The following is a 15832-nucleotide window of genomic DNA, read 5'->3' on the forward strand; positions in this document are numbered from 1 at the left end:
AAAAGGGCGATTGTACGCGGAGATGGCGGCCGCTGCATGGGCCAAAAAAACCGGGGACAGACCGCGTTTTACGAGAACATTGCTCGTAAAACGTGGTCTGTCCCCGGTTTTGCGGCTTTGCCTAGCCGCCGCCGGTGCGGGACTGGCGCGGCAAGGGGGTGTTGACCTTCCAGGCGGCCGACATGGCCTGCCCTTCCTCGATCTGCTCCTGCGTCATCTTCTTGACGATGGCGGCGCGCTGCTCGGCCGCGTTGGACGAGCCGCCGGCCGCCGCCAGGTTCCACAGCATATAGGCCAGCACGTTATCCTGCGGCATGCCACCGATGTGGTAACGGTACATCAGCCCCAGCACCTGCTGCGCGTCCGGGTGCCCCTGCTCGGCCGCCTTGCGGAACCAGACCACGGCCTGCTTGTGGTCCTGGATCACCGCGTTGCCGGTGTAGTACATGGCGCCCACCACGTACTGCGCGTCCGCCTTGCCCTTCACGGCCGCCTTGCGGTGCCAGGTCAGCGCCTTCTTGTAGTCCTGCTGCACGCCGCGGCCCATGTAATACATCAAGCCGAGCAGATGCTCGGCGTCCGTGTTGCCGGCGCGCGCCAGCGGTTCGATCTCTTTGTAGGCGAGCGCGTAATTCCGGTTGTTGTAGGCGGTGGCGCCCTCCGGAAAGCCGGCCAGCGCGGCGCCGTGCGCCCCCAGCGCCAGGCCCAGCGCGGCCATCACGTGTAATAGTTTTCTCATTTGCTTAGCATTGGGATGTTGTCTCTCTTATCGCCGCGCCGTCGCGCGGCTCCCTCGATTCCGGCTCATTTCCAGCTGACCTTGCCCAGGCCGTCGACGCTGACGTTGCGGTTCTGCGGCTTGCCGTAGACTGTGACCGAGCCCAGGCCGCTCAAGTTCAACGTCGCGTTCTGCCGCGCGTGCACGGTGGCGTTGCCCAGGCCGCTCAAGTCCAGGTTCACCGACTCGGCCTGGAACTGCTGCGCGTTCAGGCCGCCCAGTCCGCCCAGCGTCGCCTTCAGCATCTTGCTGCGGCCGCCCAGCGTGATGTAGCCGGCGCCCTGCAGGTCCAGCTCCACGCTGTCGTTCTCGCTGGCCCACAGGTGCATGCTGCCCACGCCGCCCAGCGTGGCGCGGATGTGGCGGTAGTCGCTCGACACCTTCATGCTGCCGGCGCCGTCCAGCGTGAGCTGGATCTCGTCGCCGCTGAAGCCGCTCACCTCGGTCGCGCCCACGCCCTCGGACACCAGTTCGCGCAAGCCCGGCAGCACCAGCTCGGCCCGCACCATGCCGCGGTTGAACTTGAAGCCGTGCGCCTCCATGTCCAGCTGCAGCGAGTCGCCCGTCTGCACGCTGGTGATCTTCGAGATGTAGCGCTTGTCGGCGGTGATGCTGAGCGCGGGCGTGTCGCCGCGCCGCAGCTTCAGGTCGATCACGCCGTCGAGCTTGACGCGCACGACGCGGGCGTCGATGGGGCGGCTTTCAGTGACCATGTCGTCGGCGGCGCGGGCGCCGCCCAGGAACAGGCTGAACGCGGCCAGCAGCAGGCCACAGCGGATGGAAATCATCGTCATGTCGGGTATCCTCGGAGCGGTCTTGTAATTATATCAACCAGCGAGGGCGGCCTTTTCCGCGGCGCCCGGGCGCTTGGCGGAGACGACGACGACCGGCATCTTGCCGGCGAAGGCCGGCTGTTCCAGCTTCGGTTGCGGGCGCGGCGCGGTCTTGGCCACGGCCAGGCTGGTGCCGCCCAGCAGGACGGCGGCGGCGACGAAGATGACTTCCATGTTTTTCGCGATGTTCATTTTGTACTCCCCATAAAGCGTTTTCGGTATGGAAGCACTATATCCAACACCTTCGAAACGCTTGCGGGGATTGCGACGAACTGCAAAAAACGCGTGTCAGACGACAATATCGCCGGACAGGCTAGTCGGCCGGGGCGGCCTTGGCGGGGATGCCGCAGGCGTAGCAGAAGCGGCTGAAGGCGCTCTTGCGGGCCTGGCATTGGCCGCAGTGGTCGAACAGGCCGATGCCGCAGTGGGGACAGAAATCCCTGGCCGGGTCCTTGAGGTCGACCGGGCGCTCGCAGCCCGGGCAGACGCTCTTGTCCAGCCGCGCCAGCGCGACGTCGTACCGCAGCGTTTCGCGGCGCTTGGTGTCGGGCATGGCCTCGGCGGCCTTCTGCCTTTCCAGGTAGCGCTGCAGCGAGACGATGGCCTGCCGCCCCACCAGCACGGTGACGGCGATGCCGACCAGGTAGCGCACGTAGCCGCCGTAGCTGGGCAGGTAAGGCACCAGCTCGACGAAAAAGGCGAAGCCGGCGAAGATGATGAAGCCCCACACGAACGGCCAGTATGTGCCCTTGCGCTTGTGCTTGAACAGCCAGCCCGCCGCCGCCAGCAGGGGCAGCGTGAGCAGCAGGCGGTAGCCGAACACGCGCAGCTCCCGCGCCCGCACGGCCGCCTCGTACGGCGCCTGGGCCTCGCGCGACAGTTCGTCCCATTGCAGCTGCGCCTTGTCGCGCGACTGGCTGGCGTCCAGGTAGGCTTGCTGCTGCGCCTCCACCGCCGCCAGCGCCGCGCGTTCGGCGGCCTTCAGCGCGTCCAGGTCGCGCGTGCGGCGCAGCAGTTCGGGGTCCTGCTCGGGCCTGGCGGTGGCGTTGCGCGTGGCCAGCCAGTTGTCGAATGTCTCGCGCGCCGACTGCGTGTTCGCGGCGGCCACGTTGTGCTTCTGGCGCGCCTGTTCCAGCGCGGCGCTGGCCTCGGCCTGGTGCTTCCGCTCGCGCTCCAGCGCCTCGCGCACCCGGGGCGTGCGCTGCGCATCCATGAACTGCTCCAGCGCGAGCTGCCGCTCGACGCCGCCCAGGTTGCCGACCACCTTGCCGCCCAGGCCGATCAGGAAGCCGGCGAAGGCCAGCGCCACCAGCCACAGGCCGCGCTGGAACCATTTCTCGGACAGCCGCAGTGCTTTGCTCATGTTGTTCCTGTGTCGGATTGAAGGCCCGGCGCGGCGGTCCTGGTCCGGCTGCCGGACGCCACCCTTCCCATCATAGGCGATGTCGCGGTGGCCCAGCGCTTCGCAAATGCCGCGTCATACCGCGCGCCGCTCACTGGAACTCGTAGCGCAGCCCCACCGTCAGCGTGCGGCCGGGGATAGAGCGCTGGCGCACGATGTTGCTCACGCCCTCCGTGATGCCGCCGTCCTCCGATTCGGTGATGCCGATCTTGTCGAACAGGTTGTTGACGCCCAGCGTGGCGACCAGGCCCTTGGCTATCGTGTATTGGAGGAAGGGATGGACCACCACGTAGCCCGGCATCACCAGTTCATTGCTGTCCTGCGCGTAGGAGGACGAGGTGCCGACGATGCTGGCCCCCAGGCGCAGTTTGCCCGCGCTGTAGGCGGGCGCCAGGTTGTAGATCAGTTTCGCGCTGCGCTTGGGCCGGTGGCCGACCAGGGCCGGATTCTGTTCGTCCGAAGCGATCTTGGCGGCGGTATAGGTCACGCCGCCGTCCAGCGTGAAGCCGCCGCGCCGGTAGCTGCCCTCGATTTCGATGCCCGGCGCGCGGTAAGTGCGGTTGTACTGCTGTAGCGCCTCCCAGCTGGCGGAGTAGATTTCATTGGTCTTGGCCAGGAAGGCGGTCACGAACACGCCGTAATTGCGGCCGCGGAACTTCACGCCGGCTTCGTATTGGTCGACCATGCTGACCGAGTCGCGCTGGTTGGCCTGGCCGGCCGGCCCCAGCTTGCCAAAGGCCAGGCGATCCGCGTTGGCGCGGCCGCCGCGGCTGACGCGGGCGAACAGCGCCAGGTCCTTGTCGACGCTGTAGTTGACGCCGGCCGAGTAGGAATTGTAGCCGTAGTCGTAGTTGACCGGGCTGGGATGCGCCTTGTCGACCAGCGAGACGCTTTGCTCCGGGGCGGAGATGAGGCCGTCCCCGTTCACGTCGAACGGCGCCTGCACGCTGCCGGCCACGCGGCCGCGCGCCTTGCCGCTGTCGCGGCGCGCGCTGGCGTCGAAGTTCCAGGGGCCGGTCTCCATCCCCAGCGACAGGTAGGGCGCGCCGATGTCGACGCGCATATCGTAATAGCGGGTGCAGCAGTTGCCCCAGTACGGCACGCCGTAGGCCAGCAGGCCGCCCTCGCCGAGCTTGGCGCCGGCGGCGTTGTAGACGTCGACCAGCGCGCTGTCGCGGCCCACCGTCTGCAGCCACGTGCTCCACACCCACGACGTTTCGATGTTCTGCCTGGCCGTGTACAGGCCCAGCAGCAGCCGGCCCTGCGCGCCGCCCAGCGCGAGCTTCCTGGACAGCTGCAGGTCGTTGGCGAAGTTGTCCAGGTTGTTGATCTCGGTGTTGAACAAATGGGTGCGGTTGAGCAGGCCGTTGCCGCCCACCGTGCCCGGGTCGACGGCCTGGCCGGCCAGCGGCCCGGTGGCGTACCTCATCGTCGCGCCGGCGCCGCCGACCGCCGCCGCGATGCTGGCGGCGCTGGCCGATTCGGCCACGAAGGGCGCGATGAAATGGCCGCTGTTGGCCGCGAACTTGCCCTTGTCCAGTATCGACCAGTTCCGGTCCAGATCGAAGTTCAGCTCCCAGCCGAGCTGCCTGACCCGGGCGTGCATGCCGTCCCGCGGCGCGTACCGGCGGCCGCGGTTGTTCCCGTCCAGGCTGTAGGCCGAGGTCCAGTGCGGCGTGTAGGGCGTGTCGCGCTTGGGATCGAAGCCGGGGATGGCGGACAGCGCGGGATCGGCGTTGCCGCCGGCGGCCAGCAGCGGCTGCGGCATATAGGCCGCGGCGCGGTCGTCGAGCAGCTTGACGTACAGGCGCGCGTAGCCATGGCTGAAATTGCGGGTGAGGTTGCCTTTGATCTGGCCGCCCCGTTCCGACAGGCCGGTATGGCGCACGCCCTCGCCGCCGCGGTAGAAGCCGCCGATATGCGCGTTCCAGTCGCCGCCGATCGGGCCGCCGAATTCGAAGTCGTAGCGCGTCTGGCCGAAGTTCAGGCCGCGCGTGACGCCCAGGGAACCGCCCTTCTCCCGGCCGGTCTTGCTGATGAAGTTGAGCACCCCGCCGGCCGAGTTGCTGGCCAGCGTGGAGGCCGAGCCGCCGCGGATCGCCTCCATGCGCTCGATGTTGCTGTCGGCCCGCAGGAAGATGTCGGCGTTGCCGAAGGCGATGTCGCCGAACTCGAGCACCGGCAAGCCATCCTCCCACAACTGCACGAACTTGGCGCCGCCGCCCGCCACCGGCAAGCCGCGCACGCTGATGTTGGCGTTGCCCTCGCCGCCCGAGCTCTCGACGTGGATGCCAGGAATGCTGTGCAGGAGTTCGGCCGACGAGCGCGCGCCGGCGTCCTGGATTTGCGTCTCCGACAATTTGCTCACCGAGACGCTCGAGCGCATCGTCGCGCGCCGCGACGAGGTGCCGGTGACGACGACGGTATTCAAGCCCAGCACGTCGTCCGCCTTCCCGGGGATGGCGTCGGCCGGGGGCGGCGCGCCTTCGTGGGCCTGGGGTGCTTGCTCCACCTGCGCCGCCGCCGGCGCCTGCATGGCTATGATCGCGGTCGCGGCGGCCATCGCCCATGGCCGCGCCGCGCGCGGGTATCGGTTCATTTCGCCTCCCGATTCAATCGCCCCGCCCCGGAAATTTGGCGAGGGGTCTCCGATTCTACCCCCGTCGGCGGCGGCCCACGACCCCATTTACGCCGGCGCCGCGCCGCGGCCGGCGGCGCCCCGCAATCTGTTGCCCGCGCGCGCCACTTGGGCGTAAACTACGCCAGGCAGCGCAGTGCAAGTCCATTAAAAGGCACCAGGAATGAGCTCCTCCTCAAGCACCGGCCATGTTGATCGTCGACCACACGCCCGCCTGCGCCAGCCATGGGCCGCATGACGCGCCGCGCCGCTGAGCGGGGCGCGCTGCCCGCCGCGCTGGGCGCCGCGCTGCTGGCGCTGTGCGGCCTCGGCCGCGCCGCCGCGCCGCCGGAGCCGCGCCCCTCGGCCGGCGCCGTGCGCGGCCAATCGGTCCAGCACATCTCGGTCTGGATGCACCAGGGCGGGGACGGCGCCGAGTTCTCGGCGGTGCGGCGTGCGGCGGACGCCTTCAACCGCGGCCAGCGCGCCTACCGCGTCGACCTGGCCGCCGCCTCCTACACCGGCAACTACACGGAGCGCGTGCATGGCGCCGCCGCGACCGGCACGCTGCCCTGCCTGCTCGAATTCGACGGCCCCTACCTGTACGGCTTCGCCTGGCGGGGCTATTTGCAGCCGATAGACCGCTACATGCCGCGGACCTTGCTGGACGACGTGCTGCCGTCGGTGATCGCGCAAGGCACGTACGACGGCCGCCTGTACAGCCTGGGCCAGTTCGAATCGGGCCTGGGCCTGTGGGGCAACCGCGCCCACCTGCGCGCCGCCGGCGTGCGCATCCCCACCTTCGCCCGCCCGTGGACCCTGGCCGAGTTCGAGCGGGCGCTGGAGCGGCTGGGCGCGGTGGCGGGCGTGGACTACCCGCTCGACATGAGCTTCTACGCCAGCCTGGGCGAGTTCTACAGCTATGCCTACGCCCCCCTGCTGCAAGGATTCGGCGGCGACCTGATCGAGCGCCGCCATTACCGCTCGGCCAAGGGGGTGCTCGACGGCGCGGCGTCGGTGGCCGCGATGCGCCATTTGCAACGCTGGCTGGCGCGCGGCTGGACCCGCGTCGTGCAGGACCGGGCCGACGACTTCGCGCGGCGGCGCGCGGCGCTGCTGTGGAACGGACACTGGCACTATCCCGCCCTGCGCAAGGCGCTGGGCGACGACCTGCTGCTGCTGCCCCTGCCGGACTTCGGGCGCGGCAGCAAGACCGCCACCGGCTCGTGGAACTGGGGCATCACCGCCTCCTGCCCGTTCCCGGCCGGCGCCGGCGCCTTCCTGGCGCATCTGATGTCGACCGCGGAGGTGTTACGCATCAGCAATGCCAACGGCGCGATTCCGGCCCGGCGCTCCAGCCTGGCCCGCTCGCCGCTGTACGGCGCCGGCGGCCCGCTGCGGCTGTACGCCCGGCAAATCAGCGCCGGACGGGGCATCACGCGGCCCGTCACGCCCGCCTACGAGGCGATAGGGCGGGCCTTCTCGCAGGCCGTCGGCGCGATCGCCGCCGGCGGCGACGCCCAGGCCGAACTGAGCAAGGCGGCCGCCGCCATCGACCGCGACCTCGCGGCCCACCGCCATTATCCGCTGCGCTGACGCCCCATGAATTTCGGAATCAAACGCAAACTGCTGCTGGTGTTGGCCGGCGTGCTGGCCTTCTCCGGCGCGCTCGACGCGCTGCTGGCGTCGTATTACACCCGGCAGCAGAACCAGGAGTCCGCCTTCGCCGGCCTGGGCCGCGATTTGCTCGCCTGGCAGAACGACCTGCGGGCGACCACCGTGCACATGCGCAAAGTGGCCGTGGCCGCCGTCGGCGACCTGATCGTGCTCAGGCAACTGGCCGAGCTGGAAGTGTTCGCCTTCCAGTTCGCCGTCGCCGCCAAGGACGGGCCGGCCAGGGAGCAGGCGCGCACCCTGGGCTACGGCAAGTCCGTGTCCCTGAACCGCCTGTCGCTGGTGTTGCGCACCGGCGGCTACTCCAGCATCGCGGTGTACAGCCGCGGCGAGTTGAGCCATTACGTGTCCGAACACGAGGCGGGCATGGCGCTGCCCCGGGGCGGCGCCGGGGCCGTCTGGCTGTCGGCGCCGGCCGACGCCGGCGGCAACCTGCCCACGCGCGAATGGCCCGCCTGGCGCGAGGACCGGCCGCCGGCGGACATCGCCCGCCAGGCGCCGCGGGTCGCCGGGCCGCAGGTGTCGTTCAGCTTTCCCACCCCGGACAGCAGCGCGATCGAGGTGGCGGTGCCGGTGCAGGGCCAGGTGATCGATTATCCGGCCGAGCTCGAGGCGCTGCCGGAACGCGCGGTCACGCAGGTGGCGATCGCCGGCCTGGACGGCGGGCGCGACAACGTCTCCGCCGCCGGCACGGCCACCTTCGCCACGGTGGTGTTCCGCAAGCGCATAGACCAGGCCCATCTGCGCGCGATCGCCGGCAAGACCGGCCACTGGCCGGCCATCTTCTCGCCCGACGGCGCCCACCAGCAACAGCTGCCCGGGGCCGCCTTGCCGCCGCGGGACTGGGGGCTGGGCGACTCGCCGGCCGGCGCGGGCGGCGCCGGCCCGTCCGCCATCCGGCGGCGCAGCGTCGACAGCGCGCTGGGGCCCTACTACGTCGCCCTGCTGCCCTGGCAATTCGAGGGACAGCGGCCCCTGCTGCTGGGCATGGCCGCGTCGCGCGTGAACACCATGCACAACGTGCGCCAGACGGTCACCGGCATCCTGGCCGCCGCCGGCCTGACCATGGCGCTGAGCATCGCCATCGGCGTCTTCTGGCTGGGGCGCATCGTCAACCCCATCCTGCGCCTGACCGCCGCCGTCAAGGACATCAGCCGCCGGCGCCAGGCCACCGCGGCCATGGATGGACAGAACCCGGCCGACTACCTGCGGCCGCTGGCGATCGAGGCGGGGGACGAGATCGGCGACCTGGGGGCCGCCTTCAACGTGATGATCGCCGAGCACCGGCAAGCCTTCGAAACGCTGGAACTGCGGGTGCAGGCGCGCACCGCCGAACTGCGGCAGCAGACGCGCTACCTGCGCGCGCTGATCGACACGCTGCCGCTGGTGGCCTGGATCAAGGACGCCGACGGCAACTACCTGGCGGCCAACCAGGCCACCGCCGACGCCTGCGGGCGCGGCACGGACGAGATGGTGGGCCTGTCCGACTTCGACCTCTGGCCGCGCGCGCTGGCGCTGCAATACCGCGCCGACGACGCCGACGTCATGGCCAGCGGCCGGCCGAAGACGGTGGAGGAGGCGCTGTCCACGCCCAACGGGACCTACTGGATCGAAACCTTCAAGGGACCGGTGCTGGACGAGGATGGCACGGTGCTGGGCACGGTGGGCGCGGCGCGCGACATCAGCGAGCGCAAGGCGGCCGAGGCGGCGCGCGACGCCGCCCTGCACCAGGCCACGCGGCTGGCGCGGCTGCGCAGCGAGTTCATCGCGCAGATGAGCCATGAGTTGCGCACGCCGCTCAACGCCATCCTCGGCTACGCCCAGATCCTGCGGCGCGACCGGCGCCTGACGGAACAGCAGGCGAACGGGCTGGCGACCATCCAGGAGAGCGGCCAGCACCTGCTGGCCCTGATCAACGACATCCTCGACCTGTCGCGCATCGAATCGGAAAAACTCGAGCTGTCCCTGGCGGAGGTCAACCTGCCGGGCTTCCTGCAGGTGGTGGCCGACATCATCCGCGTCAAGGCCGATGAGAAGGGCTTGCTGTTCACCTACGACGGCGCCGCGCTGCCGCCCAGCGTGCGCCTGGACAGCAAGCGCCTGCGCCAGATCCTGCTCAATTTGCTGGGCAACGCCGTCAAGTTCACCGACCGCGGCGAGGTCGTCCTGCGGGTGCGCCGCGGCGCCCCGACCAGTGACGACGCCACCGCGCGCCTGCGCTTCGAGGTGCGGGACAGCGGCATCGGCATGGACGCGGAGCAGCGCTCGCGCCTGTTCCAGCCGTTCGAACAAGTGTCCGCCCCCGAGCGGCGCGAGGGCGGCGCGGGACTGGGCCTGGTCATCAGCCGCCAGCTGGTGCGGCTGATGGGCGGCGAGATCACGGTCGAGAGCGAGCCCGGCAGGGGCAGCCTGTTCTGGTTCGAATTGACGCTGCCGTGTGGCCCCGGCCGGGCCCGCCCGTCGCGGGAGCGGCTCAACGCGACCGGCTACGAGGGGGCGCGCAGGAAAGTGCTGGTGGTCGACGACATGCGGCAAAACCGCGCCATGCTGGTCGATCTGCTGACCATGCTGGGCTTCGACACCACCGAGGCGGCCAACGGCCTGGACGCGCTCGGCGTGGCGGCCCGCGTCGAACCCGACCTGATCATGATGGACCTGATGATGCCGGTGATGGACGGCCTGGAGACGACGCGCCGCATACGGCTTCTGCCGGGGACGCTGGCGCGGGTGCCCATCGTCATCGTCACCGCCAGCGCGTCCCAGGGCGACGAGGCGAACAGCCTGGCCGCCGGCGCCAGCGCCTTCGTCGCCAAACCGATCGAACAGGAAGTCCTATTGAGGACGTTGGAGGCGCAGTTGGGACTGCGCTGGGTCTACGAGGCGGCGCCGGCGCCGGAGGACGAGGAGGACGGGGAGGAGCCGGAGCCGCCGCCGCTGCCGCCGCCGGAGGAAATGGCGGTGCTGCACCGGCTCGCCTTGACGGGCAATATGCGCAAGATCCGCCAGCACGCCGACCACCTGAAACAGCTGGACCCGCGCTATGCCTGGCTCGCCAGGAGGTTGCACAGCCTGGCGGCGAACTACCAGTCGAAGGCGATCGTCGCCCTGGTCGAACGCTACCTGGAGTCATAGGCGCCGGGCGCGCGCCCGGCGGCGCGCTACGCCGACTCCGCGTCCGCCACCGGCCGCGGGGCCGCGGGCTGGCGCCGCCGCGCCCACGTCGCGCGGTGCCAAAGCGCCTCCAGCGGCCCCTGCGCATGGCCGCGCAGCCACCACGCGCTGAACGCGCACTGGACGGTCGCCAGCGCGACGCCGATCAGCAGGCAGGCGCTCGCGCCCGTGTGCTTGTACAAGCCCAGGCCGAAGCCGTAGTAGATGCTCGTGCCGACGATGGATTGCGTCACGTAACTGGTCAAACTCATGCGCCCCAGCGGCGCCAGCGCGCGCTGCAGCCCGGCCACCGGTGTGTGCCAATACAGCAGCACGAAGGACGACACCAGCACCAGCATGAACGCCAGGTTGGACCAGGAGCTGACGATGGTGTCCAGCGGACGCCGCAACGCCACCTCGGGTATCCAGCCGCCCAGGCCGGACTTGGCCAGATACAGCGGCACGAACAGCGCCGCCGCCGCGCCCAGCGTCCTGCGCCAGAAGCGCTGGCTGTCAGGCGTGCGCGTGAACAGCGCGGCGCGTCCGGCCAGCATGCCCAGCATGAACAGCGCGGGGATCTGGAACAGCCGGCCCACCTCCCAGCTCCACAGCACCACCCCCTCCTTGCCGTTGGTGAGGTTGCCCAGCCAGACGGCGGTCAGCGAGTCGCCCGTCATGTAGGCGTTGGCGCGGCCGAAGTAGGCCCAGGACGCGGGGTCGCCCAGCCTGGCCTGCGGGTCCGGCAGCGCGCGCAGCAGGTCCAGCCACGCGGCGGGCTGCAGCAGCAGGAAGGCGGCGATCGCCAGCACGACGCCGCCGCGCAGGCGGGCCACGGGAATCAGCACCAGGCCGATGGCGGCGTAGATCGTCAGGATGTCGCCGTGGTAGAACAGGGAATTGACCATGCCGAAGCCGAACAGCAGCACCATGCGCCAGGCGAAGCGCGGCCGGAAGTCCTCGCCCCGCTGCTCGCGGCCCTGGTACTGGATCAGGAAAGTGAGGCCGAACAGCAAGGCGAAAATCGCATAGGATTTGCCGCCGAAGAGGAAGAAGGCGCCGTCCCACACCGCCTTGTCGACGGCCTGCAGCCAGGCCGGCAGGCCCGCCGGGGTGAAGTACAGGTCGAAGTGCTCGATGTTATGCAACAGCATGATCGACACGATGGCGAAGCCGCGCAAGGCATCGATCACGTCCAGCCGGGAAGTCGTAGGGGTCATTTCGCTCGCCTGAGATGAATGTCAGGCGACATCCTAGCTGTTAGCGCTCTCAATTTAAAGAAAAATAATGGTTGCGGCTATGGCGTTTGTTTAGAATTCCATGGTCGCCGTCCGCCGGACGGGCGAACATGGCAAAAGTTCCCGGTCGGGACCGGAAGCCGGTAAGATGCCGGCATCCCAACAACAACTTGAAACTTGCCATGAACAAGTCCGTACGCCACGCCATGCTGGGCGTGTTAGCGCTAGCCCCCTTGATTTCGCACGCCGCCGTGGTCACCGCCGGCGAAAAGCTGTACCAGGCCCACTGCGCCGCCTGCCACGGCGCGAAACTGGAGGGCGCCGCCGGCCCCAGCCTGGCGGACCAGACCTGGATACACGGCGCCCCCACCAAGGCCAACCTCATCAAGATCATCGGCAAGGGCGTGGTGGACAAGGGCATGCCGGCCTGGTCGCCAACCTTGAGCGCCGGCCAGATCGCGTCGCTGGCCGATTACATCGCGCCGGGCGCCCGCGCGGCGGCGCCAGCGGCGGCGGCGGCGCCGGCCAAGGCCGCCGAAGCGGCGCCCGCCAAACCGCAGGCCACGCTGGACGGCTTCAAGCTGCCGAAAGGCTTCCGCATTTCCGTGTTCGCCGAAGGCGTCGAAACCGCCCGCTCGATGGCGGTGTCCGACAGCGGCGTGGTCTACGTCGGCTCGCGCAAGGCGGGCAAGGTCTACGCGCTGGTCGACCAGAACAAGGACGGCGTGGCCGACAAGGTCGTCACCATCGCCGAGGGCCTGCAGAACCCCATCGGCGTGACGCTGCTGAACGGCGCGCTGTACGTGGCCGAGATTTCGCGCATCATCCGCTTCGACAATATCGACGCCAGCTACGCCGCCAAACCCGCCTACAAGGTCGTGAAGGCGGACCTGCCCAAGGAGACCTGGCATGGCGAGAAATACATCAAGACCGGCCCGGACGGCAAGATCTACGTGCCGATCGGCGCGCCTTGCAACACCTGCAACAAGGAGGACGAGGCCTACTCGAAGATCTGGCGCATGAACGCGGACGGCGGCAACTGGGAAGAGTACGCGCGCGGCATCCGCAACACGGTGGGCTTCGCCTGGCATCCGGTGACCAAGGAGATGTGGTTCACCGATAACGGCCCGGACATGATGGGCGACAACTCGCCGTCGTGCGAACTGAACGTGGCGCCCAAAGCCGGCCTGCACTTCGGCTTCCCCTATTGCCACGGCGGCGTGCTGCCCGATCCCGAATTCGGCAAGGGCCGCGCTTGCGAGCAGTACGTCGCGCCGGTGGCGAAGCTGGGGCCGCACGTGGCCCCGCTGGGCCTGGCCTTCTACACCGGCACCAGGTTCCCGCAGCAGTACCGCAACAACCTGTTCGTCGCCGAGCACGGCTCGTGGAACCGCGAGAACAAGATCGGCTACAAGGTCAGCCTGGTGACGCTGTACGACAGCAAGGTGGTCAGCACGACGACCTTCATCGACGGCTTCCTGCGCGGCGCCGACGACGTGGCCGGCCGTCCGGTCGACATCGCCACGCTGGCCGACGGCTCGCTGCTGGTCTCGGACGACTTCGGCGGACGCGTCTACCGCGTCACCTACGAGGGCAAACCGGAAGCGAAGTAAGCGCCACCGGCAGGCACTAACGGTGAGTGCGCAGGTAGGCCAGGATGTCGGCCACCTGCCGCTCGTCCCCGATGCCCCAGAAGCGCATCCTGGTGCCGGGGACCACGTCCCCCGGCGCGCGCAGGAACGCCGCCAGGGTCTGGTCGGACCAGACGATGCCCGACTTCCTCATCGCCTCCGAATACTTGTAGCCCGCGTCCGATCCGGCGCACCGGCCCACGATGCCGTTCAACTGCGGCCCGAACACGCTGCGCGCCGACGGCCCCACCTGGTGGCAGCCGGCGCAGCGCGCGAACGCCGCCCTCCCCGCTTCCGCATCGCCCGCCGCCCAGGCCGCGGGCATCATCCACGCCGCCAACACCAGGAACGGAATATTCATCCTTATCATGGCAGCAGATGGCCGAGCAGCATCCGCTTGTCGTACTCGGCCTGAAGGTTCAGCCAGAACTGGGCGCTAACCTTGAAGCGCTTGCCCAGCCTTTGCGCCAGGTCGGCCGTAATCGCTTCACGCCGATCAACGACGGTGGCAAGGACCTCCTGCCCGACCTCGATCTCTTGCGCCAACTGTGAGATCGTCAAGCCCAGAGGCTGCAGGAACTCGGCGAGCAAAATCTCGCCAGGGTGGATTTCCTCCAGACGCGTCCTCATAAACAACTCCTAGTGATAGTCAACGATCTCGACATCGTAAGCGCCATCCGGGCGCCACGTAAAACAGATCCGCCAGCGGTCGTTAATCCGGATACTACATTGCCCCGCCCGGTCACCGCCCAGGCGCTCGAGCCTGTTGCCTGGCTGTGACTTCAGCTCTTCCAACCGCGTCGCGGCGTGCAGCATCAAGAGCTTGCGCCTCGCCGCGTTTTCTATGTACCGCAATCGGCCCACAGGCTGGCTGCGGAAAAGTAACTCGGTTTCCTTCGTCGCAAATGACCGGATCATGTGAATGTACTCCGTCGAGTGGCCGCCCGCAAACCCGGCTTCCCCGAACGAGCATGACCTCAAAAACTTCGGCTGCGTTTGATCGCGGCCAAACGGCGCCACCGTCCAAGGATTCATACCTCGCTCGCGCCGCCAGTCCAAGACCTCATACGGCGCGCAGCCGAACGCGCCACAAATACCTTTAGAAACAACAACTTGCAGCACAGCCCAAGCGGGCACACCGATTGCTAATAAAGATGGCAATCCCGCGGCGCCCCGCCGCGGTCCTGACCACGACGGAGACCGCAATGCACAAGAAAAAACGTCCTCTTACGCTGTACATCATGCTGGCCATGCTGGCCGGCATCGCGGTGGGCTACGCCTGCCACACGCTGTTCCCGGACAAGAAAATGACCGCCGACATCTCGGCCCACATCTCGCTGGTGAGCGACGTCTTCCTGCGCCTGATCAAGATGATCATCGCGCTGCTGGTGTTCTCCACGCTGACGGTCGGCATCGCCAACCTGGCCGACGGCAAGGCCGCCGGACGCATCGGCGCCAAGGCCTTCGGCTGGTTCATGCTGGCCTCGCTGACGTCGCTGACCTTGGGCATGGTGCTGTCCAACATCATGCAGCTGGGGACCAACCTCGGCCTGCCGCTGCCGCCGTCCGACGCCGCCACCGGCCTGAAAACCGCCGCCTTCACGCTCAAGGACTTCGTCTCGCACGTGGTGCCGAAGTCGCCGATCGAGGCCATGGCCAACAACGAGATCCTGCAGGTGCTGGTGTTCTCGCTGTTCTTCGGCAGCGCGCTGGGCGCGCTGGGCGAATCGGGCAAGCGCCTGACCGCCGTGATCGATGAGCTGGCCCAGGTGATGCTGAACATCACCGGCGCCATCATGAAAATGGCCCCGCTGGCGGTGTTCGCGGCGATGGCCTCGGTGGTCACCACCAACGGCCTGGGCATCCTGGCCACCTTCGCCAAATTCATGGGCGGCTTCTACCTCGGCCTGGTTTGCCTGTGGGCGCTGCTGATCGTGGCGGGCCTGGCGGTGGTCGGTCCGCGCATCTTCAAGCTGCTGGCCCTGATCCGCGAACCCTTCCTGCTGGCCTTCTCCACCGCCAGCTCGGAAGCCGCCTATCCCAAGATGCTGATCGCGCTGGACAAGTTCGGCGTGCCGCGCCGCATCTCCAGCTTCGTGCTGCCGATGGGCTATTCCTTCAACCTGGACGGCTCGATGATGTATTGCACCTTCGCCGTGCTGTTCATCGCCCAGGCCTACGGCATCGACCTGTCGGTCGGCACCCAGATCACCATGCTGCTGGTGCTGATGCTGACCTCCAAGGGCATCGCCGGCGTGCCGCGCGCCTCGCTGGTGGTGATCGCCGCCACGCTGACCCAGTTCAACATCCCCGAGGCCGGCCTGCTGCTGTTGATGGGCGTGGACCAGTTCCTGGACATGGGCCGCTCGGCCACCAACGCGGTGGGCAACGCCATCGCCACGGCCGTCGTCGCCAAGTGGGAGGGCGCGCTGGGCGAGCAGGAAGCGCGGAAGGACACGCAAAAGGACGAGCACACCTACGTGCACGCCGCCTAAGGCCATATCCCGCGTCC

At 68.6% G+C, this 15832-nt stretch carries 13 protein-coding genes; 4 read left to right on the forward strand and 9 right to left on the reverse strand.

Annotated features, from left to right (window positions below; translation table 11 throughout):
- Positions 1–121: 121 nt before the first annotated feature.
- The 5 genes from BM436_RS14845 to BM436_RS14865 form a co-directional block, all read right to left on the reverse strand.
- On the reverse strand, positions 122–739 hold the full coding sequence (locus BM436_RS14845) for a tetratricopeptide repeat protein (RefSeq protein WP_093556302.1): 618 nt from the start codon (positions 737–739) through the stop codon (positions 122–124).
- A 65-nt stretch (positions 740–804) separates the two neighbouring features.
- A complete protein-coding gene (locus BM436_RS14850) occupies positions 805–1566 on the reverse strand; it encodes a GIN domain-containing protein (protein WP_371859642.1) in 762 nt (253 codons plus the stop codon).
- 39 nt (positions 1567–1605) lie between these two features.
- Positions 1606–1803: a hypothetical protein gene (locus tag BM436_RS14855; RefSeq protein WP_093556304.1), complete on the reverse strand. Its 198-nt coding sequence runs from the start codon at positions 1801–1803 to the stop codon at positions 1606–1608.
- A 121-nt stretch (positions 1804–1924) separates the two neighbouring features.
- Positions 1925–2974, reverse strand: coding sequence for a zinc ribbon domain-containing protein (locus tag BM436_RS14860; protein ID WP_093556305.1), 1050 nt, complete (start codon positions 2972–2974; stop codon positions 1925–1927).
- 130 nt (positions 2975–3104) lie between these two features.
- On the reverse strand, positions 3105–5612 hold the full coding sequence (locus BM436_RS14865) for a TonB-dependent receptor domain-containing protein (RefSeq protein ID WP_177307207.1): 2508 nt from the start codon (positions 5610–5612) through the stop codon (positions 3105–3107).
- A 264-nt stretch (positions 5613–5876) separates the two neighbouring features.
- On the opposite strand from BM436_RS14865, the gene BM436_RS14870 reads away from it, so the two are divergent.
- Both BM436_RS14870 and BM436_RS14875 read left to right on the forward strand, forming a co-directional pair.
- A complete protein-coding gene (locus tag BM436_RS14870; protein WP_093556307.1) occupies positions 5877–7226 on the forward strand; it encodes an extracellular solute-binding protein in 1350 nt (449 codons plus the stop codon).
- Positions 7227–7232: 6 nt separating this feature from the next.
- Positions 7233–10436: an ATP-binding protein gene (locus BM436_RS14875; protein ID WP_093556308.1), complete on the forward strand. Its 3204-nt coding sequence runs from the start codon at positions 7233–7235 to the stop codon at positions 10434–10436.
- Positions 10437–10462: 26 nt separating this feature from the next.
- On the opposite strand, the gene BM436_RS14880 is transcribed toward BM436_RS14875, so the two are convergent.
- Entirely contained in the window at positions 10463–11671 is a 1209-nt protein-coding gene (locus BM436_RS14880; protein WP_093556309.1) for a DUF418 domain-containing protein, read from the reverse strand.
- Between the two features lie 200 nt (positions 11672–11871).
- Between BM436_RS14880 and BM436_RS14885 the strand changes: the two genes are divergently transcribed.
- A complete protein-coding gene (locus BM436_RS14885) occupies positions 11872–13302 on the forward strand; it encodes a c-type cytochrome (protein ID WP_093556310.1) in 1431 nt (476 codons plus the stop codon).
- Positions 13303–13318: 16 nt separating this feature from the next.
- On the opposite strand, the gene BM436_RS14890 is transcribed toward BM436_RS14885, so the two are convergent.
- The 3 genes from BM436_RS14890 to BM436_RS14900 are packed head-to-tail and all read right to left on the reverse strand — an operon-like array spanning position 13319 to position 14238.
- A complete protein-coding gene (locus tag BM436_RS14890) occupies positions 13319–13681 on the reverse strand; it encodes a c-type cytochrome (RefSeq protein ID WP_093556311.1) in 363 nt (120 codons plus the stop codon).
- A gap of 5 nt (positions 13682–13686) precedes the next feature.
- A complete protein-coding gene (locus tag BM436_RS14895) occupies positions 13687–13950 on the reverse strand; it encodes a HigA family addiction module antitoxin (RefSeq protein WP_093556312.1) in 264 nt (87 codons plus the stop codon).
- A 9-nt stretch (positions 13951–13959) separates the two neighbouring features.
- Positions 13960–14238 (reverse strand): type II toxin-antitoxin system RelE/ParE family toxin, encoded by a 279-nt coding sequence (locus BM436_RS14900; protein WP_093556385.1) that lies wholly within the window; start codon positions 14236–14238, stop codon positions 13960–13962.
- A 287-nt stretch (positions 14239–14525) separates the two neighbouring features.
- On the opposite strand from BM436_RS14900, the gene BM436_RS14905 reads away from it, so the two are divergent.
- A complete protein-coding gene (locus BM436_RS14905; RefSeq protein ID WP_093556313.1) occupies positions 14526–15815 on the forward strand; it encodes a dicarboxylate/amino acid:cation symporter in 1290 nt (429 codons plus the stop codon).
- Positions 15816–15832 lie beyond the last annotated feature (17 nt).

Source organism: Pseudoduganella namucuonensis, from assembly GCF_900116645.1.
GTDB classification, from domain to species: Bacteria; Pseudomonadota; Gammaproteobacteria; order Burkholderiales; family Burkholderiaceae_D; genus Rugamonas; species Rugamonas namucuonensis.

What these genes read in the sequence shown, in the direction of transcription:
- BM436_RS14875 (WP_093556308.1), top strand. Translation starts at nt 7,233, where the DNA reads ATGAATTTCGGAATCAAACGCAAACTGCTGCTGGTGTTGGCCGGCGTG.
- BM436_RS14845 (WP_093556302.1), bottom strand. Translation starts at nt 739, where the DNA reads ATGAGAAAACTATTACACGTGATGGCCGCGCTGGGCCTGGCGCTGGGG.
- BM436_RS14895 (WP_093556312.1), bottom strand. Translation starts at nt 13,950, where the DNA reads ATGAGGACGCGTCTGGAGGAAATCCACCCTGGCGAGATTTTGCTCGCC.
- BM436_RS14885 (WP_093556310.1), top strand. Translation starts at nt 11,872, where the DNA reads ATGAACAAGTCCGTACGCCACGCCATGCTGGGCGTGTTAGCGCTAGCC.
- BM436_RS14905 (WP_093556313.1), top strand. Translation starts at nt 14,526, where the DNA reads ATGCACAAGAAAAAACGTCCTCTTACGCTGTACATCATGCTGGCCATG.
- BM436_RS14880 (WP_093556309.1), bottom strand. Translation starts at nt 11,671, where the DNA reads ATGACCCCTACGACTTCCCGGCTGGACGTGATCGATGCCTTGCGCGGC.
- BM436_RS14890 (WP_093556311.1), bottom strand. Translation starts at nt 13,681, where the DNA reads ATGAATATTCCGTTCCTGGTGTTGGCGGCGTGGATGATGCCCGCGGCC.
- BM436_RS14860 (WP_093556305.1), bottom strand. Translation starts at nt 2,974, where the DNA reads ATGAGCAAAGCACTGCGGCTGTCCGAGAAATGGTTCCAGCGCGGCCTG.
- BM436_RS14855 (WP_093556304.1), bottom strand. Translation starts at nt 1,803, where the DNA reads ATGAACATCGCGAAAAACATGGAAGTCATCTTCGTCGCCGCCGCCGTC.
- BM436_RS14865 (WP_177307207.1), bottom strand. Translation starts at nt 5,612, where the DNA reads ATGAACCGATACCCGCGCGCGGCGCGGCCATGGGCGATGGCCGCCGCG.
- BM436_RS14900 (WP_093556385.1), bottom strand. Translation starts at nt 14,238, where the DNA reads ATGATCCGGTCATTTGCGACGAAGGAAACCGAGTTACTTTTCCGCAGC.
- BM436_RS14870 (WP_093556307.1), top strand. Translation starts at nt 5,877, where the DNA reads ATGGGCCGCATGACGCGCCGCGCCGCTGAGCGGGGCGCGCTGCCCGCC.
- BM436_RS14850 (WP_371859642.1), bottom strand. Translation starts at nt 1,566, where the DNA reads ATGATTTCCATCCGCTGTGGCCTGCTGCTGGCCGCGTTCAGCCTGTTC.